This is a genomic window from Cystobacter fuscus (genome assembly GCF_002305875.1).
Lineage (GTDB): Bacteria > Myxococcota > Myxococcia > Myxococcales > Myxococcaceae > Cystobacter > Cystobacter fuscus_A.
Genome location: NZ_CP022098.1, coordinates 9,976,939 through 9,997,044, shown reverse-complemented (window position 1 = coordinate 9,997,044; position 20,106 = coordinate 9,976,939). Strand labels below are relative to the sequence as shown.

Annotated in this window: 19 protein-coding genes, 1 other RNA gene and 1 pseudogene; 13 read left to right on the top strand and 8 right to left on the bottom strand. The window is 69.2% G+C overall.

Translation table 11 applies throughout. From position 1 onward, the window contains the following. Positions 1 to 66: 66 nt before the first annotated feature. The gene (locus CYFUS_RS40450) at positions 67 to 921 is read right to left on the bottom strand and encodes a LysR family transcriptional regulator (protein ID WP_095990064.1); all 855 of its coding nucleotides are present in this window, start codon (positions 919 to 921) and stop codon (positions 67 to 69) included. Between the two features lie 102 nt (positions 922 to 1,023). Between CYFUS_RS40450 and CYFUS_RS40445 the strand changes: the two genes are divergently transcribed. Both CYFUS_RS40445 and CYFUS_RS40440 read left to right on the top strand, forming a co-directional pair. After that, entirely contained in the window at positions 1,024 to 1,686 is a 663-nt protein-coding gene (locus CYFUS_RS40445) for an RNA 2'-phosphotransferase (protein ID WP_095990063.1), read from the top strand. 159 nt (positions 1,687 to 1,845) lie between these two features. Beyond that, positions 1,846 to 2,514 carry an O-methyltransferase gene (locus CYFUS_RS40440; RefSeq protein WP_095990062.1) on the top strand — a complete coding sequence of 223 codons (669 nt, stop codon included), beginning with the start codon at positions 1,846 to 1,848 and terminating at the stop codon, positions 2,512 to 2,514. Positions 2,515 to 2,543: 29 nt separating this feature from the next. Here CYFUS_RS40440 and CYFUS_RS40435 read toward each other — a convergent pair whose 3' ends face one another. After that, positions 2,544 to 3,239: a pirin family protein gene (locus tag CYFUS_RS40435; protein WP_095990061.1), complete on the bottom strand. Its 696-nt coding sequence runs from the start codon at positions 3,237 to 3,239 to the stop codon at positions 2,544 to 2,546. A gap of 235 nt (positions 3,240 to 3,474) precedes the next feature. On the opposite strand from CYFUS_RS40435, the gene CYFUS_RS40430 reads away from it, so the two are divergent. The 7 genes from CYFUS_RS40430 to CYFUS_RS40400 all read left to right on the top strand — a co-directional run bounded on the left by CYFUS_RS40430 (position 3,475) and on the right by CYFUS_RS40400 (position 11,842). Next, positions 3,475 to 4,503 (top strand): deoxyhypusine synthase family protein, encoded by a 1,029-nt coding sequence (locus CYFUS_RS40430; protein WP_095990060.1) that lies wholly within the window; start codon positions 3,475 to 3,477, stop codon positions 4,501 to 4,503. 161 nt (positions 4,504 to 4,664) lie between these two features. Continuing rightward, on the top strand, positions 4,665 to 6,197 hold the full coding sequence (locus CYFUS_RS40425) for a CoA transferase (RefSeq protein ID WP_095990059.1): 1,533 nt from the start codon (positions 4,665 to 4,667) through the stop codon (positions 6,195 to 6,197). 264 nt (positions 6,198 to 6,461) lie between these two features. Continuing rightward, entirely contained in the window at positions 6,462 to 7,031 is a 570-nt protein-coding gene (locus CYFUS_RS40420; protein ID WP_095990058.1) for a hypothetical protein, read from the top strand. 183 nt (positions 7,032 to 7,214) lie between these two features. After that, positions 7,215 to 8,021, top strand: a complete 807-nt coding sequence (locus CYFUS_RS40415; RefSeq protein WP_232537088.1) for a hypothetical protein — start codon at positions 7,215 to 7,217, stop codon at positions 8,019 to 8,021. Positions 8,022 to 8,086: 65 nt separating this feature from the next. Further along, positions 8,087 to 8,938 carry an MBL fold metallo-hydrolase gene (locus CYFUS_RS40410; RefSeq protein ID WP_095992515.1) on the top strand — a complete coding sequence of 284 codons (852 nt, stop codon included), beginning with the start codon at positions 8,087 to 8,089 and terminating at the stop codon, positions 8,936 to 8,938. Positions 8,939 to 9,115: 177 nt separating this feature from the next. Beyond that, the gene (locus tag CYFUS_RS40405; protein ID WP_095990057.1) at positions 9,116 to 10,096 is read left to right on the top strand and encodes a D-alanine--D-alanine ligase; all 981 of its coding nucleotides are present in this window, start codon (positions 9,116 to 9,118) and stop codon (positions 10,094 to 10,096) included. A gap of 231 nt (positions 10,097 to 10,327) precedes the next feature. Further along, complete coding sequence (locus CYFUS_RS40400; protein ID WP_095990056.1) at positions 10,328 to 11,842, top strand: cellulose synthase family protein; 1,515 nt, start codon at positions 10,328 to 10,330, stop codon at positions 11,840 to 11,842. 29 nt (positions 11,843 to 11,871) lie between these two features. Here the strand turns inward: CYFUS_RS40400 and CYFUS_RS40395 are convergent, their stop codons facing one another. Then, positions 11,872 to 12,423, bottom strand: coding sequence for a hypothetical protein (locus tag CYFUS_RS40395; protein ID WP_095990055.1), 552 nt, complete (start codon positions 12,421 to 12,423; stop codon positions 11,872 to 11,874). A gap of 61 nt (positions 12,424 to 12,484) precedes the next feature. Here CYFUS_RS40395 and CYFUS_RS40390 point away from each other — a divergent pair, with 61 nt between their 5' ends. Continuing rightward, complete coding sequence (locus CYFUS_RS40390; protein WP_095990054.1) at positions 12,485 to 13,429, top strand: PEGA domain-containing protein; 945 nt, start codon at positions 12,485 to 12,487, stop codon at positions 13,427 to 13,429. Between the two features lie 39 nt (positions 13,430 to 13,468). Next, positions 13,469 to 13,705 carry a hypothetical protein gene (locus tag CYFUS_RS53395; RefSeq protein WP_232537087.1) on the top strand — a complete coding sequence of 79 codons (237 nt, stop codon included), beginning with the start codon at positions 13,469 to 13,471 and terminating at the stop codon, positions 13,703 to 13,705. Here the strand turns inward: CYFUS_RS53395 and CYFUS_RS40385 are convergent. After that, positions 13,609 to 14,082 (bottom strand): annotated as a pseudogene (locus tag CYFUS_RS40385) (rhomboid family intramembrane serine protease); the annotation flags it as partial. The gene CYFUS_RS53395 and the pseudogene CYFUS_RS40385 sit on opposite strands and share 97 nt — an antisense overlap. A gap of 155 nt (positions 14,083 to 14,237) precedes the next feature. Here CYFUS_RS40385 and CYFUS_RS40380 point away from each other — a divergent pair. Continuing rightward, positions 14,238 to 16,019 (top strand): M1 family aminopeptidase, encoded by a 1,782-nt coding sequence (locus tag CYFUS_RS40380; protein ID WP_095990053.1) that lies wholly within the window; start codon positions 14,238 to 14,240, stop codon positions 16,017 to 16,019. A 14-nt stretch (positions 16,020 to 16,033) separates the two neighbouring features. On the opposite strand, the gene ftsY is transcribed toward CYFUS_RS40380, so the two are convergent. Then, the gene (ftsY, locus tag CYFUS_RS40375; protein ID WP_095990052.1) at positions 16,034 to 17,587 is read right to left on the bottom strand and encodes a signal recognition particle-docking protein FtsY; all 1,554 of its coding nucleotides are present in this window, start codon (positions 17,585 to 17,587) and stop codon (positions 16,034 to 16,036) included. 122 nt (positions 17,588 to 17,709) lie between these two features. On the opposite strand from ftsY, the gene CYFUS_RS40370 reads away from it, so the two are divergent. Then, positions 17,710 to 18,264: a hypothetical protein gene (locus tag CYFUS_RS40370; RefSeq protein WP_095990051.1), complete on the top strand. Its 555-nt coding sequence runs from the start codon at positions 17,710 to 17,712 to the stop codon at positions 18,262 to 18,264. A gap of 20 nt (positions 18,265 to 18,284) precedes the next feature. Here the strand turns inward: CYFUS_RS40370 and rnpB are convergent. The 3 genes from rnpB to CYFUS_RS40355 all read right to left on the bottom strand — a co-directional run bounded on the left by rnpB (position 18,285) and on the right by CYFUS_RS40355 (position 19,682). Then, an RNA gene (gene rnpB, locus CYFUS_RS40365) (RNase P RNA component class A) lies at positions 18,285 to 18,676 on the bottom strand. A 56-nt stretch (positions 18,677 to 18,732) separates the two neighbouring features. Further along, complete coding sequence (locus CYFUS_RS40360; protein ID WP_095990050.1) at positions 18,733 to 18,951, bottom strand: hypothetical protein; 219 nt, start codon at positions 18,949 to 18,951, stop codon at positions 18,733 to 18,735. Between the two features lie 2 nt (positions 18,952 to 18,953). Continuing rightward, a complete protein-coding gene (locus CYFUS_RS40355) occupies positions 18,954 to 19,682 on the bottom strand; it encodes a zinc ribbon domain-containing protein (RefSeq protein ID WP_095990049.1) in 729 nt (242 codons plus the stop codon). Positions 19,683 to 20,106: the final 424 nt, after the last annotated feature.

Genomic DNA, 20,106 nt, shown 5'->3' with positions numbered 1-20,106 from the left:
TTCGTGCTCCATTCCTGTTCGAGCCATTCGTGTTTCGAGCGGAACCCTATCCCATCTGACGTGTGGTCAGCCGAGCAGGGTCCGCACCACCTCCTCCGCGAGCCGAGTGCCGCGTCCACGCCGCATCAGCAACCGGTAGGTTACCGGGGGAAGGCCGCGCACGGACAGGCGTGCGAGGCCCGGGGTGGCCACCACGTCGTTGATCACTCCCACTCCCACCCCCAACGTCGCGAGCCGGCAGACCGCCTCCCAGCCGGTCACCTCCGCGGCGACCTCGAGGGTCCGTCCATGGGCCGCGGCGGCGTCCTCCAGGGTGGCGCGCAGGGCGCGGCCGAGCGGAGGCACCAGGAGCCGGTGCTCGAGTAGTGCCCGCACCTCCACCTCGCGTCCCGCCCGTGCCAGCGGGTGTTGCCGGGAAGCCACGGCCAACATCGAGGCGGTGACGAGCGGTTGCGAGCGGAGCCCCGGGGGACTGGACGCGGGCCCGGCCACCACCGCCAGGTGCGCCGAGCCGCGCTCCACGGCGGCGACAGCGGCGGGGCCATCCAGCACGAGGAAGGAGAGCACTCCGGTCCGCTCGCGAAGCAGCGGAGCGACGCGCTCGGCCACCACATGCACCAGGGCTCCCTCTCCGCAGGCGAGCACCACCCGCTCCTCCGCGTGTCCCTGTCGCAGCTCCACGCGCAGGGCTCGCTCACGCTCGAGCACGTCACGCGCCCAGGCGAGCACGCGCGTTCCATCCGGGGTGAGCTGGAGGCGCCGGCCCCGCCGCTCGTAGAGGGAGATCTCCAGCGCTCGCGCCACCCCTTGCAGCCGCGCATGCACCGCTGGCTGGGACAGCCCGATGGCGCGCCCCGCGAGCGTCAGATTGCAGCCAGCCTCCGCGAACGCCACCAGGGCGCGAAGCCCATCCGTTTCCATGAGTGGAACTATCCGTTTCCTCGATAGCTGGTGGGAAGTCCCGATTCGTGGGCGGGGAGGGGGTCGGCTAGTGTTCCTCCTCGGAAGAAAGGAAGAACGGTCATGGCCAGTTCACGCCGCCCGGAGAAGGAACTCCAGGCGCTCGCCAGGAAATCGAAGAAGCTCTCATGGTTGTTGCGCCACGGCGCCCGGGAGATGGGCCTCGTCATGGACTCCGCGGGCTTTGCCCTCATCGGCGAGGTGCTGCGGATGACGGGGCTGTCTCGTGAGGAACTCGACGAGGTGGTCGCGGAGAACAACAAGTCGCGCTACGAGGTGCGGGGCAAGCAGGTGCGCGCCGTGCAGGGACACTCCCTGGAGGGCACCCCCGTGACGCTCGACGGGCTGGAGCGCAGCTGGGACGAAGTGCTCGGAGATGCGCCCCTCTACCACGGTACGTCCGTAGCCGCCGCGCGCGCCATCCTCTCCGGAGAGGGTATCCATTCCGCGGCGCGCACCCACGTCCACCTGGCCGCCGCGGTGGACTCGAAGGTGGGCAAGCGCGCCGGTGTGGATGTGCTGCTGGTCATCTCCCCCGCGCGCCTCCGGGCCTCGGGGCTGCGCATCTTCCGCGCTCCCAATGGGGTGTTGCTCGCGCGTGCCATCCCCTCCGCCACCATCGTGGACGTGATCGCGTGCAATGGCCCGGGACGCTCCGCGCTCGCGGAACTGAAAAGACGGCTGGGGACGGATGCCGCCCCGATCGCGCCTTCCCGGGGTGGATGAGGCGCGGTGCCATCACCTGGCTGCCCCACGGCGACGGAGTTCAAGGAAGTGTAATCCGTGGTCCTTGGACGACTACTGAGCGCGGCGGGGGCGGGTGGACGAATCCCGCGTCAGGTCCTTTCATGGGGGCCCTTCCGACACCCTGTTCAGCGAGGACCCATGACTCAGGAAAAGTGGACCGCGGTCGACCGCTACATCACCGACCATCTGGTGCCGCCGGAAGCGGCCCTGGATGAGGCACTCGAGGCCAGTGCCAGGGCGGGTCTGCCCGCCATCAACGTGTCGCCCAACCAGGGCAAGCTGCTGATGCTGCTGGCCCAGGTGCAGGGGGCGCGCACCATCCTGGAGATCGGCACGTTGGGCGGATACAGCACCATCTGGCTCGCGCGGGCGCTCCCCAAGGATGGCCGGCTGATCACCCTGGAGTTCCAGCCCAAGCACGCCGAGCTCGCGCGCGCCAACATCGAGCGTGCCGGCCTCTCGCACCTCGTGGAGGTCCGTCTGGGCAGTGCGCTCGATCTCTTGCCCCAGCTCGCGGCGGAGAAGGTGGGTCCATTCGACCTGACCTTCATCGACGCGGACAAGGAGCACAACGCGGACTACTTCGAGTGGGCGCTCAAGCTCTCGCGCGTGGGGAGCGTCATCGTCACGGACAACGTCGTGCGCAAGGGCGCGGTGCTCGACTCCTCGAGCCCCGAGGCGAGCGTCCAGGGCGTGCGCCGCTTCTACGAGCGCGTCGCCGCCGAGCCGCGGGTGAGCGCCACCGCCATCCAGACCGTGGGCAGCAAGGGCTACGACGGTTTCTCGCTCGCGCGCGTCACGTCGTAGCCCTCGGCCGCATTTCGTTTGCATCCGGCTCAGCCCAGATCGAACAGCAGGGCCTCGAGCGGCTCGGTCGCGGAGAGCTCCAGCCGGGACTCCTCGGACACGGCCACGCCGTCACCGGCCTTGAGCGCCACGCCGTTGAGCGTGCCCGCGCCGCGCGCCACCTGCAGCCACGCGTGCCGCCCTGGCGCCAGGGTGTACTCCGTCTTCTCTCCCTGGCCCAGCACGGTGCTGTACAGCCGCAGATCCTGGTGCACCTTCAACGAGCCGTCCTGCCCCTCGGGGGACACCACCAGCCGGAACTTGCCCTGGCGCTCCGCGAGCGGGAACTCCTTCTGCTCGTAGCCGGGAGTCAGCCCCTTGCGCTCCGGGAGGATCCAGATCTGCAGGAAGTGCACCTCCTCGTCCGAGTTGTTCATCTCGCTGTGTCGCACGCCCGTGCCCGCCGTCATCCGCTGCATTTCTCCCGCGCGCAGCACGCCCACCGAGCCCAGGCTGTCGCGGTGCTCCAACTGGCCGTCGAGCACGTAGGTGATGATCTCCATGTCCCGGTGGGGGTGCGTGCCGAAGCCGCTGCGCGCGGCCACCCGGTCCTCGTTGATGACGCGCAGGGCACGGAAGCCCATGGCGGACGGGTCGAAGTAGTCCCCGAACGAGAAGGTGTGATGGGAATCCAACCACCCGTGGTTCGCATGGCCGCGCGCTTCTGAATTCCGAACGATCATCATGATGTCGTGTCTCCTTGTCTGACAGACATCATGTGGGCGAGACCCCTCGTGAACTAGGCGCCCACTTCGGGACGCATTGTTCCACCCATGGGATTCGTGCTAGCTCTCCGCCCAGCCATTCGACGCTCCGATGGCGGCGCGACGCGACGTCGTGACCGTAGGGCGTCCTCGGATGGCGTTGGTCGTAGTGGCGTCGTCCGGGTTCCCACCCGTGCCGTTTCAGGAGACGCCTCCCATGTCCGACGCCCAGCTCCCCGTCCTCGACTTCGTCCTGAGCAACTACAAGAACTTCAACGCCCGCGCCACGCGCGACGCGCTCCTCGCCTACTGGCGCCACATCTCCGCGGGTGGCCGCATGTTCTGGGCCGTGGCCGGGGCCATGTCCTCCGCCCAGCTCGGCATCACCCTCGCTCCCGCCATCCGCGCCGGCCTCATCCATGGCCTCTCCGTCACCGGCGCCAACCTCGAGGAGTCGCTCTTCCGGCTCGTCGCCCACCACAGCTACAAGGACTTCCCGGACTACCGCTACTTCACCAAGGAGAAGGACACGCAGATCCTCGCCGACCGGATGCGCCGCGTCACCGACACGAGCATCCCCGAGGACGAGGCGTTCCGTGCCGTCGAGAAGATCATCGTGCCCATGTGGCAGCGCGCCACGGAGGGTGGCGAGCGCCGCTTCTGGCACGAGTACTTCTACGAGGTCATCCAGGCGATTCCTCCCTCCTCCCACGAGGGCAACCCCGAGGAGTGCTGGCTGCTCGCGGCCGCGCGCGCGAAGCTGCCCATCGTCGTGCCGGGCTACGAGGACTCCACCTTCGGCAACATCTTCGCCTCGTACGTGCGCTCGGGCGAGTGCCACGCCAGCATCGTCAAGTCCGGCATCGAGTACATGGCGGACTTCTACGACCGCTACCAGGAGCTCTCCGCGGGCGAGGGCATCGGCTTCTTCCAGATCGGCGGTGGCATCGCCGGGGACTTCCCCATCTGCGTCGTGCCGTCCATCAAGTACGACCTCGCCCAGCCCGTGAAGCCGTGGGCGTACTTCTGCCAGATCAGCGACTCGACGACCTCGTACGGCTCGTACTCCGGCGCCACGCCCAACGAGAAGATCACCTGGGACAAGCTCACCGAGACCACGCCCATGTTCGTCATCGAGTCGGATGCGACGATCGTCGTGCCGCTCGTGCTCCGCGCGCTGCTCGAGTGCAAGCGCCACCCCGCCGAGGCGGAGGCGCTCATCGCCCGGCACATGGGCTCTCGCTGACGCGTCGGCGAGGGGGGCCGGATGCCAGCCCCGCACCAGGCTCCCCGGCCTTTTCGCCAGACCGGTGGAGAGTCCGACCGGGCTTGAACCGGTGACGTGGATCAGGTCCAGTCAACGCTTGCGACACCGGACCTCTTCAGGACTGGAGACGGGAGAAGACCATGACGAACGTGGAACAGCTGCGCGCGGCGATGCTGAAGGGCGTACACGAGCGCGCGACGACCGATACCTTCGACCTGCACGAAGCGCTGCGTGCCATGCTCGCGCCGCTCGGTTTCACCCCGGAGGACTGCGGGGGAACCATCCGCTTCGACAAGTGCGATCCGCTCATGCCGAGCAACCTGCGCCTCGGTGGCGCGGCGTCGCTCGCGCTCGTGCAGCAGTCCGTCATCGCGGCGAAGCTCTGGCGGATGCGCGGCGGGCTCGGGCAGGACATCCACGTGGACCTCGGGCAGGCCATCCGCCGGCTCGCGCCCGCCTCGGAGCTGAAGTGGGAGACGCTCAATGGCTTTCCGGCGGACGTGGCGGACCGGACCATCTTCTCGTACCTGGGTTTCTATCCCACGAAGGACGGACGCCACATCCTGCCGGCCAACATCTACCCCGGCCTGAAGACGCGGATGCTCGCGGTGCTCGAGTGCGCCGACAACCCGAAGGCGCTCGGACGCGCCATTGCCCGATACACCGCGGACGAACTCGAGGCGCTCGGGGAGCAGCACGGCATCGTCTTCGCGAAGGTCCGCACGGTGGACGAGTTCGTCGCGACGGAGGTCTTCGAGTACCTCGCCAGCCGGCCCCTCATCGAGATCGAGAAGGTCGGTGACTCCGCGCCCGAGCCGTTGCCGTCGTTCGGCACCCATCCGCTCTCCGGGGTGCGTGCGCTGGGCATGGGGCATGTGATCGCCGGGGCGGGCATCGGCCGGTCGCTTGCGTCGCTCGGAGCGGACTGCCTCAACGTGTGGCGCGTGATGGAGTGGGAGCAGGACACCCTGCTCGCGACGGCGAACGTCGGGGTGCGCTCCACGCGGCTGCACGTGAAGTCCGAGGACGGCCGCCGGCAATTGCACGCGCTGCTGCGCGACGCCGACATCTTCTACGCCAACCGCCGACCCGGCCTGCTCGCCGAGCTGGGCGTGGACCTGAAGGCCGCCACGGCGGTGCGCCCCGGCCTCATCCACGTCACGGTCAGCACGCACGGCGAGGACGGCCCCTGGAAGAACCGCGTCGGCTTCGATCAGGTGGCGGGCACGGTCACGGGGATGGTCGCGGCCGAGGGGACGCTCGCGGCGCCCCGGCTGCCACCCACGTCCATCATCAACGACTATCTCGTCGCGTGGCTCGGCGCGACGGGTGCCATGGCGGCGCTGGCGAGGCGCGCGGTGGAGGGGGGCAGCTACCGCGTCCATGTCTCGCTCACGCGCGCCGCGATGTGGGCGGTGACACTCGGGCTCTTCGAGCCCCGCTATGTCGAGTCCGCGCTCCGCTCGGGTGGGGAGCACACGCTGATCGACCCGCAGCTCTTCACGTCACTCACGCCGCTCGGTATCTACCAGGGCGTGACGGAGAACGTGACCCTGTCTCGCACACCCCACCACTACATGAACGTGTTGTCGCCGCGTGGCGCGGATCAGCCGGCGTGGCTGCCTCGACCGAAGCAGGTCAACACCGCTGATTTCATCAAGCTCTTCCGCTGACGAGAGGAGGTGGCACCGCGAAGGCCACGTGGCTTGCACCTGGAAGCCACGGGCTTTGAACCAGCCAACGCGAATGAGCGCGAGACGCTGCCCGCCGTCGCATGGAAGTCATTTCTGTCGGGACTTGCTGTTCTGAATCATGTATTGTCGTCCAGACGCAAACCGTGGGCGAGCGCGTTGGTCGTCTGGCCTCCGCGATCGCGGCACGCCACCACATGGTGGGAACAAACCCCACGAGCAACGCACTCAAGAGGAGCACTGGTCATGTCGATCAAATCAAGCTCTCTGATGTCTGTCTTGATGATGGGAAGTACCTTCGTTCTCGGCGCCTGTGGTGTGGGTGCCGCGGAGGACGCGCAGGGTCGCGAAGAGGTGGCGGACCTCGCGACCCAGGAGCAAGCGGTCTCTTCCGGGTGGACCCCGTACACCTCGGATGAGTTTTCGCCGATCTCCTGTGATGGAAGCAGCCTGATCAGCGCCGCTCAATGCAGCGGGGATTACTGCGACAACATTCGTTTTTATTGTCAGCCCACGGCCGGTGTTCGTGGGAGCTCGTACTGGACCGGCTACTTCTCGGATGAGGGCGTCAACTACAAGTACTGCGACCCCGGTTTCTGGATCACGGCGGTCGCGTGCAGCCATGACTACTGCGACAACATCTCCATCCAGTGTTCCTACATGAGCAACATCAGCCAGAGGAACTGCTATTGGACGGGATGGATGTCCGATGAGAATGGCGGCTACCTCGGGTTTGGTAGTGGTTACTTCGCCATGGGCGTGCAGTGCAGTGGGGAGTTCTGCGACAACAAGCGCTACTACGTCTGCCAGCCGTAACAGAGCGGGTTGAGCGAGCCCTGGGCCCGGCGGGGGTTGGAGGTGTTCGTTCCTGGCCTTCAGAGTTGCTTAAGGATTCACCCGCGCCTGAAGCAACTGTCGGGCCCGGCCGCGGACGCGGAGCCTCAGTGGCACCCGACGAATCCCGACCTGCTCTACTACCTGCCCACCAATGGCGTCGGCATGAAGCTCCACGAGCTGAACGTCTCGACGGGAGCCTCGCGCGTCGTGGGCGACTTTGGCGCACGGCTGAAGGCCCGGTGGCCGACCGCGATGGCGGCATGGACGAAGTCGGAGGGCTCTCCCTCGGCGGACCAGCGCTACTGGTGCTTCATGGTCGATGACACCAACTGGGGCAGCCTGGGCGTGTTCACCTGGGATCGCGACAGCGACACCATCCTGGGCACGTACGACACCCACGGCGAGCGTCCCGACCATGTGAGCATGTCCCCGAGCGGTAACTCTTGTGTGGTGTCCAGCGACGGTGCGCTCGGCACGGTGGCGTTCTCGCGGGACTTCAGCACGAAGACCCAACTGCAATCGAAGTCCGAGCACTCGGACCTCGCGCTGGACGCCAACGGCGACGACATCGACGTGTCCGTCGACTACCAGTCCAAGGCGGGCGACGTGTTCATGGTGAACGTGCGCACGGCGTTGTTCTCGACGTACGTGAGCGGTACCGCGACGGCGCTGCATGTCTCGGGCAAGGCGTTCGCCAGGCCCGGCTGGGTGGTGGTCAGCACCTATGCCGACTACGGCGGCGCCCAGCAGTGGCTGCACCGCAAGGTGATGGCCGTGCAGCTGAAGGCCAACCCGACCATCTACACGCTGGCGCACCACCGCACCGTATCGAACGGTTACTGGAGCGAGCCTCACGCCAGCGTCAACCGCGACTTCACCCGGGTGGTCTTCGGCTCCAACTGGGGCAGTGGCAGCGCCACGGACATCGATACGTACGCGGTCGAGATTCCGGCGGGTGCGTTGAAGTAGGACCGGGCTTGCTCCTGTTGCGTGGACAGTTGGGGCCCGGTCAGCTGTTCGCTAGCGTGCCGGGAATGCTCACCGAGGTCAGCGCGGGCCCCTACACGATTCGAGGCATCTCTGTCGGTGGCGTGTACACGTCGTTGCAGGTGCCGGAGCTGGGCGTGGTGCTCGACGCGGGGGTGCCCATCCGCTCCTTCGCGGGCACGGATCGCATCTTCCTGAGCCATGGTCACTCCGACCACGCGAGCGCCCTGGGCTCGTTGCTCGGCATCCGCGGTCTCATCGGCAAGGACACCCCTCCGCGCGTGTTCCTCCCCGCGGAGATCGAAGCGCCCCTGCGCGAGACGCTCGCGGTGCAGGGCCGGCTGCTGCGCGCCTCCCTGGACGTGGAGACCGTGCCGATGCTCCCGGGGGACACGCATTCCCTGGGGCATGGCCTGTGGGTGCGCGCCTTCCGCACGCACCATCCGGTGCCCTCGCTCGGCTACCAGTTCTTCCGCCGCGTCTCGAAGCTCAAGCCCGAGCACCAGCACCTGCCCCCGGAGGAGATCGCCCGGGGGCGCAAGGCGGGCGCGGACCTGTTCGACGAGATGGAACGGCTGGAGCTGGCCTACGCCACCGACACGCTCTCGCGGGTGTTGGAGACGTCCCCCGAGCTGTTCGACAGCCGGGTACTCATCCTCGAGTGCACGTTCCTCGACGGCAAGCGCACGGTGGGCGATGCCCAGGAGCGCTCGCACCTCCACTTCGAGGAGATCCGCGCGCGGGCGGAGCGCTTCCAGAACGAGGCCCTGGTGTTGATGCACTTCAGCCAGGCCTACAGCCCCTCCGAGGTGCACGCCGTCCTCCGGGCGCAGGTGCCCGAGCGGTTGAGGGACAGACTGCGCATCTTCGCCCCCGAGTCGGGACGCTGGTTCGGGTGAAGGGCGAGGGGACGGACGTGGCCGGGCGGACACGGCGCGGTTGGCGGGACACGCTCGCGCCGTGTGGGTCCGGGAGCGACCTCTCGTGAATCCCCCTCGGTATCCAGAATCTGGCGTGCCGGACTCGCGCTGGCATCCTGTGTGCTCTGGCCCGGAGTTCAAGGAGGGTTCCAAGTCATGAGCAAGCGCGTGGGTGTCCTGATGGGGGGCTGGGGCGAGGAGCGGGAGATTTCCTTGAAGACGGGGGAGGCCATGGTGGCGGCCCTCGAGTCCCGTGGCCACGAGGTGGTCCGCGTCTTCGCCGGCCCCGGGCTGGATCGGGCCCTGCGCCAGGCCGAGCTGGATGTGGCGGTGCTGGCCCTGCACGGGCGCATGGGTGAGGACGGCAAGGTGCAGGGACTGCTGGAGCTGATGGGTTTGCCTTATACGGGCTCGGGAGTGCTGGCCTCCGCGCTGGCCATGAACAAGCCCATGGCCAAACAACTTTTCCGGTTGCACAACCTGCCCACGCCCCTGGGCTACCGGGTGGGTCGCGCGGAAGCGCACCGGGCCGCGGAGCTGCATGGGGACCTGGGGTTTCCCTGTGTGGTGAAGCCCGCGTGTGGGGGCTCCTCGGTGGGGCTCGCGCTGGTGCGCGACGCGGAGGCGCTGCCGGCCGCGGTGGCGCTGGCGTGCCGCTTCGGAGGCGAGGCCCTGGTGGAGCGCCGGGTGCTCGGCCGCGAGGTGACGGTGGGCATCCTCGGCGAGGAGGTGCTGGGCTCGTGTGAGATCGCCACCCCGCGCGAGGGCTTCGACTACGATGCCAAGTACAAGGGGGGCTCGAGCTACTTCGTCCCCGCGCGCCTGTCGCCCACGCGCCTGAAGAACGTGGAGTCGCTGGCGCTCGCGGCCTGGCGGGCCCTGGGCTGCCGTGGTTATGGCCGGGTGGATCTCATCTGCTCGGACGAGGAGAACGACGTCATCCTCGAGGTGAACACCCTGCCGGGGATGACGCCCACGAGCCTGTTGCCGAAGATCGCCGCCGCTCGGGGGCTCGACTTCCCCGCGCTGATGGAGCGCATCCTGGAGCTCGCCGCGCGCGACGAGGTGGAGGTGGCCGGAATGCCGGCGCTGTCCCCGGCGGAGCCTACTGGGGAGGTCAGGCGGGTGGCGGGTTGATGTCTCTGGAAAACCTTCCCACCCCGACAAGCATTTGACAGCCACCTGACGCATCCCTATTGTCCGGCGCTCGTGACGGCCTGGGAATGACAAACCCTTGTCATTCCGGGTACATACGAGGCGGGGGGCCTCCGCTCGACCGAGTGCGGCGGTCGGTGTGGGTTGGTCTTTCACTCCGCCGTGCAGGGTTGATGACCGCGGCGACTTCACCCGCGGGAGGGGCCAGGTCAGATGACCACCGTCGAAATCCTCTTCTTGGGCGTGTACTTCAGCGTCCTCTGTGTGTTGGCGGTGTACGGGTCGCACCGCTACCGGATGGCGTACCTGTACTACCGTCACAAGTTCAAGCTGCCGACCCCCCGGGGCGTGCTGGCGGAGCTGCCGCGCGTCACCATCCAGCTGCCCATCTTCAATGAGATGTACGTGGTGGAGCGCCTGGTGGACGCGGTGTGCCGCATCGACTACCCGCGCGAGCTGTTGGAGATCCAGGTCCTGGACGACTCCACGGACGAGACGTGCGCCATTGCCCGGGCGTGTGTGGAGCGCCAGCGGCAGAAGGGGCACGACATCGTCTACGTGCACCGCACCAACCGTCAGGGATTCAAGGCGGGCGCGCTGGAGAACGGCCTGTTGACGGCCAAGGGCGAGTTCATCGCGGTGTTCGACGCGGACTTCGTGCCGGGGCCGGACTTCCTGCACCGCACGGTGCCGTTCTTCGCCGACAGCCAGGTGGGCATGGTGCAGGTGCGCTGGGGTCACCTCAACCGCGACTTCTCCATCCTCACCCAGGCGCAGAGCATCTTCCTGGACGGGCACTTCATCATCGAGCACACCGCGCGCAACCGCTCGGGCTGCTTCTTCAACTTCAATGGCACGGCCGGCATCTGGCGGCGCGTGACGATCTCGGACGCGGGCGGCTGGCAGCACGACACGCTCACCGAGGACCTGGACCTGAGCTACCGCGCGCAGGTGAAGGGCTGGCAGTTCATCTTCCTGCCCGACGTCATCTCCCCGGCCGAGGTGCCGGTGGACATGAACGCCTTCAAGAGCCAGCAGCACCGCTGGGCCAAGGGCTCCATCCAGACGGCGCGCAAGCTCCTGCCGATGATCCTCAAGAGCGACCTGCCCTTCGCCGTCAAGCGCGAGGCCTTCTTCCACCTCACCAACAACATGGCCTACCTGTTGATGGTGGTGCTCAGCGCGCTCATGCCGCTGTCCATGGTGGTGCGCTTCCAGCATGGGCTCTACGGCACGCTCTTCCTGGATCTGCCCTTCTTCATCAGCGCCACCGCCAGCGTGTGCGTCTTCTACGTGGCCGCGCAGCGCGAGCGTGGGGCCAAGGGTTGGGATCGCTTCAAGTATCTGCCCTTCCTGATGAGCCTGGGCATCGGCCTGGCCATCAACAACGCCCGGGCGGTGCTCGAGGCGCTGCTGGGCCAGCAGTCTGGCTTCACCCGCACGCCGAAGACGGGGGCCGAGGGCAAGAAGGTCACCGCCATCAAGAAGAGCTACCGCGGCGACAAGACGCTGATGCCCATCCTGGAGCTCACCTTCGCGCTCTACTTCACCGGCGCGCTCTGGTTCGCCTTCGAGAAGCGCATCTACACCTCGGTGCCCTTCATCCTGCTGTTCCAGCTCGGCTTTCTCTACGTCGGCGTGTCCAGCCTGCTGCAGGGCCGCCTGCGCTTCAGTGAGTCGGCTCCGGCGGCCGTGGTCGCCGAGGAGCAGACCCGCCGCGCGGCCTGAGGGCTCGCGCGGGCGGGGGGGGACGGGCTTCAGTCCCCCGCGTCCCCCGAGGGAGTCCCGGCATCCGGCGCGGGCTGGACCTGGGCCTCCCGCTTGAGCAGCCGTTGTTCCTTCCACTCGGGGGCGGGCCCGTGGGCCGCCGGGCGGCAGTCCTCGTCCAGCGCCATCGCGCTCACCGAGCGCAGCGTGAGGCCCTGCTCGTCGCAGCCCACCGCCCGCGTGGGGAAGCTCACCGGACAGGCGGTGCCCGCCGCGGTGAAGGCCGTGGCCCGCGTCTCCCCCACGAAACCCTCGGGCGTGCGCTCCAGGACGATGCTCACCGCCGTGCCCGCGTCCGCCGGGGCGGGTGCTTCCTGCTGGGCGCGTGTCACCGAAAGTGTGAGCGTGCTCCCATCATCCGCGCCCTGGTAGCGGAAGCTCGGATTCTCCGCGTGCTGGTACTCCCCCGTCTGGTTCCGCTCGCACCCGGCGGGCACCTGGTTCTTGGGGACGGCGGGTGGTGGGGCGGGGGTTCGGGCCGGACAGGCCGTGAGGGCGGTGGCGAGACCCCCGGTGGCGATCCACAGGCGTGTGCGTGACATTCGGCGACAACCTTCACTCATGTTTGATTCCTCCCGCGCGACTCTCTAACCTCTCCGCCGAATGCTCTCGCGCCGCGTCCATTTGATCGCGTTGGTTTTTTGTCTCATCGCGCCCCGCGCCTTCGCCCAGGGGGACGATGATCTCCTCGCGCCGTTGACGCCCTCGGCCCCCGCCACCAAGGGCAAGACGACGACCAAGGCCAAGAAGCCCACCAAGGCCACCAAGGGCAAGAAGCCCGGCAAGGCGGCCGAGGCGGAGCAGGACGACGAGACTGATCTGCTCGCGCCCCTGGTGAAGAAGACCGAGCTGCTCGTGAAGTTCAACGGCGGCACCCGGGGCACGCGCCTGCTGGTGGATGACAAGGACCTGGGGCCGGTCTCCAAGAACCCCGTCGAGGTGGACGAGGGCGAGCACACCGTGGTCGTGCGCAAGCCGGGCTACCGGGACTTCTCGCGGCGCCTCACCTTCAAGGAGGGAGAGCGCACCGAGGTGGCCGTGTCGCTCGAGGCCACGGCGGGCTTCGTGTCGGTGAAGGCGGACATCGCGGGCGCCCGGGTGCTGGTGGATGGCGAGGAGAAGGGCCGCACTCCGCTCGATGACCTCTTGTTGTCGGCCGGCTCGCACGAGATCGTCGTCGAGCAGGAGGGCTTCCGCCCCGAGTCGCAGCGCATCGCGGTGCGCGCCGGCAAGGAGTACACCGTCAACTTCAACCTGCGTCCGGGTGCGCTCGCGAAGACGGACGAGCCCCGGGCGCCGGTGCTCACGCCCAGCGCCGTGGCCGAGCCTTCGCCCTTCACCCAGCCGCCGGCGGAGGTCGCCGTGAGCAAGCCCCTCACCCAGCGCTGGTACTTCTGGGCGGGCGTGGGCGCGGTGGTGGCCGCCGCCGCCGTGGGCACGGTGGTGGCGACCTCGCAGCCGCTCAGTCCGGACTCCGTCTGCGGCGGCGTGTGCGATGGCGTCATCAACGATCCCCGGGCGGCCTCGGCCGGGGGACTGCGCTTCTGATGCTCCCGCCCGGGGCGTCTAGCCCCGGAAGCGCTCCGGGTGCGCGGTGATGTAGACCACCACCCCCGCGATGGCGAGCAGCAGCGGCGCGGCGCGAGCGAAGACGCGGGCCCGGCGCGCAGGGCGACGCCCACGGGCAGGCCGAAGAGGAAGCCGCCGAGGTGCCCCGCCCAGCTCACGCCGGGAATCAGGCTGAGCACCGCCACCTGCGCCAGCCAGAAGATGATGCCGCGGCGGAACTCGCGCGTGGCGGTGACGAGCATGGCGCCTCCGTAGCCGAGGATCATCCCCGAGGCCCCGACGGTGACCACCTTGAAGTTGAACAGCAGGGCGAAGGCGGACGAGCCCAGCGCGGCGATGATGGACAGCAGCAGGAAGCGTCCGCTGCCGATGGCGCGCTCGAAGGGCGTGCCGAGCGAGTACGCCACCCACATGTTGAAGGCCAGGTGGAGCGGGCCTCCGTGGGTGAGGATGCAGCCGAGCACCCGCCAGTACTGGCCGTCCTGGACGAGGGGCCCGTAGAGGGCGAGCCACTGGAAGACGGGCCCCAGGCCCCCGCGCAGGGTCTCGCCCTGGCTCAGCACGGCATCCACGACGAACAGGGCCACCGAGCCGCCGATGAGGGCCGCGCACACCGGTGGGGGGCGGGGCATGCGCGCACGCGGCAAGAACGGGGGGGGTGGGGGTCGTTGCTCGGGCCCGGGGGAGGGTGGGGCGCCGTGGGGATCGGTGGGAGAGGTCATCCGGTGCTCAATAGGAGAGGCGAAGGGGGCGTGGGCGCGGGAAGTGGATGCACCCGGGGTGTACCATGTCCCCCATGCCCGCCCATCCGCGTCACTGGCCGCTGCTCGCCCTGTTGTTCGCTCCTGGGATCGCCGCCGCCGGCGACTTCGTCCCGCCCGAGGTGCAGTTCTCGCTGCAGCACCTCAAGACCGAGGAGCGGGCACGCGCGGCGCGTGCGCTCGGGCCCCTGGAGGAGCTTCCCCGCTACCAGGTGCAGCTCGAGGTGGACCCGGACGCGCGCGCGGTGAAGGGCCACCTCCGGGTGGAGTGGAGCGTGCGCGGCCGTCCGCTCGACGCCATCCCCCTGCGCCTCACCCCCAACGCCTTCGCGCCCCGGATGTCCCTCTCCGAGGTGACGGTGAACGGCAAGCCCGTGAAGCCGCGGCGCCCCGAGGACGGCCTCTACCTGCTGCCGCTGGCCGAGCCGCTCGCCCCGGGGAGCGCGGTGGTGGTGGAACTGGATCTGGAGGGGCGGGTGCCTCGCGCGCAGCCGGGCACGGCGTCGCTGTTGGGGGCGCTCGGGGCCTCGGGCGGAGGGAACAACGAGGCCGGTGACTATGGGGCCTTCTCCGCGACGGAGGACTTCGTGAGCCTGGTGGGCGTGGTGCCCCGGGTGCCTCCGCTCGACGCGAGCGGCACGCCCTGGGGCGGTCCCACCGGCGTGGGCGACCTGGCGCTGTACGAGCCCGCCCACGTGCTCGCCAACGTCATCGTTCCCAGTGCCTGGAAGGTGCACGTCACGGGCGTGGCGATGGGCGAGGTGCCCCAGAAGGATGGCCGCCTGCGCTACAGCTTCGCGGCGGGCGCGGTGCGCGACTTTCCGGTGTTCGCCTCGCGCGGCTACGAGAGTGCCACGGCGACGGTGAATGGCGTCAGCGTGGAGAGTCACTTCGCGGCCCGGGACGCTCAGGTGGGCAGGCGCGTGCTCAAGTACGCGAGCGACGCGCTCACCGAGTTCGAGCGGCGCCTGGGGCCCCTGCCCTTCAAGACCTTCCGGGTGGTGGAGGCGCCGTTGTCGGGGGGTGCGGGCGGCATGGAGTTTCCGGGCCTCGTCACGGTGGGCACGTCGCTCTACCGGGGGGCGGCGGACCCGGCGGGCGCGCTCGAGGGGCTGCCGGGGATGGGGCAGATGCAGGGCCTCTTGCAGGCGATGGGCGGGGACACGGCGCCGCTCGGGCTGCTGGGCAAGGCGCTGGAGCGCACGCTCGAGTTCACCGTGGCCCACGAGGTGGCGCACCAGTACTTCGCGGGGCTGGTGGGCTCGGATCCCATCAACGCGCCGGTGGTGGACGAGTCGCTCGCCCAGTACACGGCGCTGCTCTACATGGAGTGGAAGCACGGGCGCGCGGTGGCCGAGCAGATGCGGCAGGAGGCGCTCGTGTCGGCCTACCACATGCTGAGGTTGTCGGGCGGCAAGGACGCGCCGGCGGACCGGCCCACCTCGGGCTTCGAGGATCCGCTGCAGTACGGCGCGCTGGTGTACGGCAAGGCGCCGCTGTTGCACCACGCCTCGCGCAAGCTCATCGGGGACGAGGCCTTCTTCAAGGGCATGCGCTCCTACGTGGACACGTACCGCTTCAAGTGGACGTGCGGGGAGTGCTTCACCCAGGAGCTCGCCAAGGCGAGCCCCTCGAATGCCAAGGAGCTGGAGCGCCTGCGCGTGCGCTGGTGGAAGGAGGCCCACGGGGACGAGGACCTGGGCGAGCCCAACCTGGGGGCGCTGATGGGCGGCGGCCAGATGGACCCGGAGACGCTCAAGCTCATGGAGGAGCTGCTGCCGGGCCTGATGAAGGGGCTGCAGCCGTAGGCGTCAGTCGAGCGTCAGTCGAACAGCGCCTGGACGAACTCGCGGGGCTCGAAGCGGCGCAGGTCGGCGACCTTCTCGCCGACGCCCACCCACACCACGGGCAGCTTCAGCTCGTCGCAGATGCCGATGATGACGCCGCCCTTGGCGGTTCCGTCCAGCTTGGTGAGCGCGAGCGCCGTGACGCCCACCGCGTCGTGGAACTGCCGCGCCTGCTGGATGGCGTTCTGGCCGTTGGTGGAGTCGAGCACCAGCAGCACCTCGTGGGGAGCCCCGGGCAGCGCCTTGTCGATGACGCGCTTCACCTTCTTCAGCTCGTCCATGAGGTTCACCTTGGTGTGCAGCCGGCCCGCCGTGTCCGCGATGACCACGTCCGCGCCCGAGGCCTGCGCCTTCTTGATCGCCTCGAAGATGACGGAGCCCGGGTCCGCGCCCTCGTTGCCCTTGATGAGCTCGGCCTTCGCCCGGTCCGCCCACACGTCGAGCTGCTCGGCGGCGGCGGCGCGGAACGTGTCGCCCGCCGCCAGCACCACCTTCTTGCCCTGGCCGGTGAGCTGCGCGGACAGCTTGCCGATGGTGGTCGTCTTCCCCGCTCCGTTGACGCCCACCACCATCACCACGTGCGGCGGGCCGCCGCCCTCCAGCGTGCGCGGCACCGGCAGGTCCACGATGCGCGTCACCTCCTCGCGGATGAGCGACTTGATGCGGCTCGCGTCGCTCAGCTCGTTGCGCTTGAGCTTCTCGCGCGCCACCTCCACGAGGTTGCTCGCGGTGCGCACGCCGATGTCCGCCGTGAAGAGGATCTCCTCCATCTCCGCGAGCACCGACTCGTCCACCTGGCGGTTGGCGCCGAACAGGCCATTGAGCCGCGCCATGAAGCCCTGGTTGCGCGTGCGATCCAGGCCTTGCGCGAGCGTGCGGCCCGCCTCGGCCTCCACCTTGGCGCGGGCCTCCGCCTCCTCGGCGCGCCGGGCCTCCTCGACCGCCGCCTGGGCGCGCTCCTTCTCCTCGCGCACGAGCCGCTCGGCCTCCTCGCGCTCCCGTTTGCGGCGCTCGCGCGCCTCGTCCTCCACCGCCTTCTTCGCGCGGTACTCGGCGCGCTTCTCCTCCTCCTCGCGCTCCTTGAGGGCACGCACCTCGGCCTCCAGCCGGGCGCGCTCCTCGGCGCTGGTGGCGGCCTTCGCGGCGCGCGCGGTCTCCTCGCGCTGACGGGTGAGGGACTCGGCCCGGGCATGAAGCTCCTCCGCCTCGCGGCGCCGGGCGAGCTCCGCCTCGGTGGGCGGCAGCTGTATGCGCAGCTCCGGGCTCTCCGCGGGTAGGGCGGGCTTGTCTGCCGGCGCGGCTGGCTTGCCGGGCAGCTCGGGGCGGCGCTTGAAGAAGAGCTTGCGCGCCGCGGCCACCAGGAGGGCCACGAACAGCACCGCGACGCCCACGCCCACCACGGTGTCCACGGTGCCGCCGCCGGGCGGAGGTGGGGGCGTGCCCGTCTCCGGTACGCCGGGCTGCGTGGCGGGGGGCTGGGGGGAGGGCGCCTGCGCGAGGAGGAAGGGTAGGGCGGTGGGCGTCTGCATGGCGCGCACCGCATATCGCAAGACGCGCTGGGAGTCCTACCCCGTCTTGGGCCAGGGCCCGTCCTCTGTCCACCACGGGCAGGTGGATGCCGTGCGGGGAAGCCGCTAGAAACGCTCCTGCCATGCGACGCCCCGCGCTTCCCGCCCTCCTCGCTCCCGTGTTCCTGCTCGGTGCCTGCATCGTCGAGGCACCCGGAGGGGCCAGCCCCAACGAGCGGCGCCAGTCCGTGGTGACCCAGGTGCCCACGCTCTCCACGAAGGGTGGCGCCAACTTCGAGGACACGGTGGAGCTGGTGGGTGCCAACCTCCAGCCGGGCCGCCTCTCCCCGGGCGACTCCGCGCGCGTCACCGCCTACTTCAAGGTGCTCAAGCCCCTGGACGAGGACTACACCATCTTCGTCCACGTGGAGGACGCCGAGGGCCGCATGGAGCGGCTCAACGTGGACCACAAGCCCGCGGGGGGGCTCTACCCCACCACCCAGTGGAAGGTGGGCGAGACGGTGAAGGACGAGTTCATGATCGCGCTTCCGCCCGGTGTGTCCGCGCAGACGATCAACGTGTGGATGGGCTTCTGGGAGCCGAAGACGGACGGGCGCCTGCAGCTCAAGAACCCGGAGGCGGTGCGCAACGACGGGCGCAGCCGCATCCTGCTCATGCAGATTCCCGTGGCGCGCTGACACCGCGCGGACGGGAAAAAAGCCGGAGTGGCCCTGTAAGCCGAGTCCTGTCCCCACCCCTTTCGGGATGGGCGGTGAACATTCATCTAGGGCCCTGGTTGCCCAGGGGCCTCATCAGCGAGCAACCCGAGCGCATGGGGCGGGCAACCCGTGTCCCCCGAGAGGGACGCGCTCCTATTGGCTCTTGCTCCAGGTGGGGTTTTCCGTGCCGTCCGAGTCACCCCGGACGCGGTGCGCTCTTACCGCACCGTTTCACCCTTACCGGCCCCTCGCGGAACCGGCGGTTTGTTTTCTGTGGCACTTTCCTGCGAGTCGCCTCGACTGGCCGTTAGCCAGCACCCTGCCCTGTGGAGCTCGGACTTTCCTCCCGTCACCCAGTCCCGCGGTGACCAGCGTTCACCCGGACCACTCCGGCCCGAGTCTCATAACACGGAAGCGGGGCGGCGCGGCACAGGGTGTCACGTGGGCTCAGCGCGGCGGTCGCCGGTGACGCCGGGCCCCGGGCGGGGGAGGAGGCGGCGGGGACTCGGGGGGAAGCGCGGTGAGGTGCTCGGCCGCGGCTTCGAGCAGGCGGCCCATGTCCTCGCGGGTCATCCCGGGAAAGGCCCGCACCGTCCCCGTGAGCGGCTCCTCGCGCGCGATGTGGCGGAGGATGTCGACGAGGGTGGGGAAGAGCGTCTGATTCAACGCTACTTCTCGGCCGGGGTTTCGAGCGCCTCGACGGCGTAGATGATGCGGTTGCAGGAGGGGCACACGTCGGTGCCCAGCGACACGCGCAGGTTGTTGTAGAGCTGCGGCGGCACGTTCATCCGGCAGCCCAGGCACGTGCCCCCGAGCACCACGCCCACCAGCGCCGGCATGCGCTTCTTGCGGATGGTCTCGTAGCGGCGCAGCAGGGTGGCGTCCACTCCCGAGGACACCGAGGCGCGCTTGCCCTCGAGCTCCTTCACCTGGCCCTCGGCCTGGCTCTGCCGGGTGCGCAGCTCGGCCATGCGGGAGGACAGCTGCTCCTGGCGAGCGGCGAACTCGGCTTCCTTGGCCTTGACGGCCTCGCGCGCCGCGCCGAGCGTCTTGCTCAGCTCCACGAGCTCGTCGGCCATCGTCTGGTTGGCCTTCTTGGCGATGTCGATTTCGCGGGCGAGGGCGGAGTACTCGCGGGTGGAGCGCTGCTCGGCCAGCCGCGCCTCCCACTTCTTCACCTTGTCCTTCTCGTCCGTGATGTTCTGCTCGAGCGTGCTCTTCTGTCGCTCGATGTCCGTCACGCGATTGCGCTCCGCCTCGATGGCGCTGCGCGCGGTACCCAACTCGCGCTCCAACTCCGCCAACTGCCGGGGATGCACGTCCGCGGCCTTCCGGAGCGAGGCGACCTCGAGGTCCACCTTCTGCAGCTCCGCCAGAGCCTTCAGTTTCTCCCGCAAATTCCCTGCCTCCAACAATGGGGGCCCTACCCCGGGGCCCGGCCCCTTCTACCAACAAGGGTTTGAAGGGTCCAACGCCCAAATCGTCCCTTCCTCATCCCTCCGCGCGGGCTCATTCGCAAGACGCATCCCCCCGCGTCCGCTCTGCCCCGGACCCCTCGCTCGCCGGGCAGGCGAGGAGGCTGGCGCACCCTCATCGGAAAGTTGTAGCGGAGATGGAAAGTCTGCTACAGGGAGGCGCAGACCATTCGGGGGACGACACCCATGCAGCCCAAGAAGCGACCCACTCCCAGACGTTCACCGCGGCCGCGGCCACGGGTCGCCGGGAAGGGTCCGCGCCGTCCCGTGGGTGTGCAGACGCTGGGGCCGCTGCGCTACGCGCAGCTGCGCCAGACCCTCCATCAGATGGCCGTCGCCCAGCAGC

What these genes read in the sequence shown, in the direction of transcription:
- CYFUS_RS40380 (WP_095990053.1), top strand. Translation starts at nt 14,238, where the DNA reads ATGTCCCCCATGCCCGCCCATCCGCGTCACTGGCCGCTGCTCGCCCTG.
- CYFUS_RS40425 (WP_095990059.1), top strand. Translation starts at nt 4,665, where the DNA reads ATGACGAACGTGGAACAGCTGCGCGCGGCGATGCTGAAGGGCGTACAC.
- CYFUS_RS40430 (WP_095990060.1), top strand. Translation starts at nt 3,475, where the DNA reads ATGTCCGACGCCCAGCTCCCCGTCCTCGACTTCGTCCTGAGCAACTAC.
- CYFUS_RS40435 (WP_095990061.1), bottom strand. Translation starts at nt 3,239, where the DNA reads ATGATGATCGTTCGGAATTCAGAAGCGCGCGGCCATGCGAACCACGGG.
- CYFUS_RS40420 (WP_095990058.1), top strand. Translation starts at nt 6,462, where the DNA reads ATGTCGATCAAATCAAGCTCTCTGATGTCTGTCTTGATGATGGGAAGT.
- CYFUS_RS40415 (WP_232537088.1), top strand. Translation starts at nt 7,215, where the DNA reads ATGAAGCTCCACGAGCTGAACGTCTCGACGGGAGCCTCGCGCGTCGTG.
- CYFUS_RS40440 (WP_095990062.1), top strand. Translation starts at nt 1,846, where the DNA reads ATGACTCAGGAAAAGTGGACCGCGGTCGACCGCTACATCACCGACCAT.
- CYFUS_RS40445 (WP_095990063.1), top strand. Translation starts at nt 1,024, where the DNA reads ATGGCCAGTTCACGCCGCCCGGAGAAGGAACTCCAGGCGCTCGCCAGG.
- CYFUS_RS40450 (WP_095990064.1), bottom strand. Translation starts at nt 921, where the DNA reads ATGGAAACGGATGGGCTTCGCGCCCTGGTGGCGTTCGCGGAGGCTGGC.
- ftsY (WP_095990052.1), bottom strand. Translation starts at nt 17,587, where the DNA reads ATGCAGACGCCCACCGCCCTACCCTTCCTCCTCGCGCAGGCGCCCTCC.
- CYFUS_RS40370 (WP_095990051.1), top strand. Translation starts at nt 17,710, where the DNA reads ATGCGACGCCCCGCGCTTCCCGCCCTCCTCGCTCCCGTGTTCCTGCTC.
- CYFUS_RS40395 (WP_095990055.1), bottom strand. Translation starts at nt 12,423, where the DNA reads ATGTCACGCACACGCCTGTGGATCGCCACCGGGGGTCTCGCCACCGCC.
- CYFUS_RS40410 (WP_095992515.1), top strand. Translation starts at nt 8,087, where the DNA reads ATGCTCACCGAGGTCAGCGCGGGCCCCTACACGATTCGAGGCATCTCT.
- CYFUS_RS40405 (WP_095990057.1), top strand. Translation starts at nt 9,116, where the DNA reads ATGAGCAAGCGCGTGGGTGTCCTGATGGGGGGCTGGGGCGAGGAGCGG.
- CYFUS_RS40400 (WP_095990056.1), top strand. Translation starts at nt 10,328, where the DNA reads ATGACCACCGTCGAAATCCTCTTCTTGGGCGTGTACTTCAGCGTCCTC.
- CYFUS_RS40390 (WP_095990054.1), top strand. Translation starts at nt 12,485, where the DNA reads ATGCTCTCGCGCCGCGTCCATTTGATCGCGTTGGTTTTTTGTCTCATC.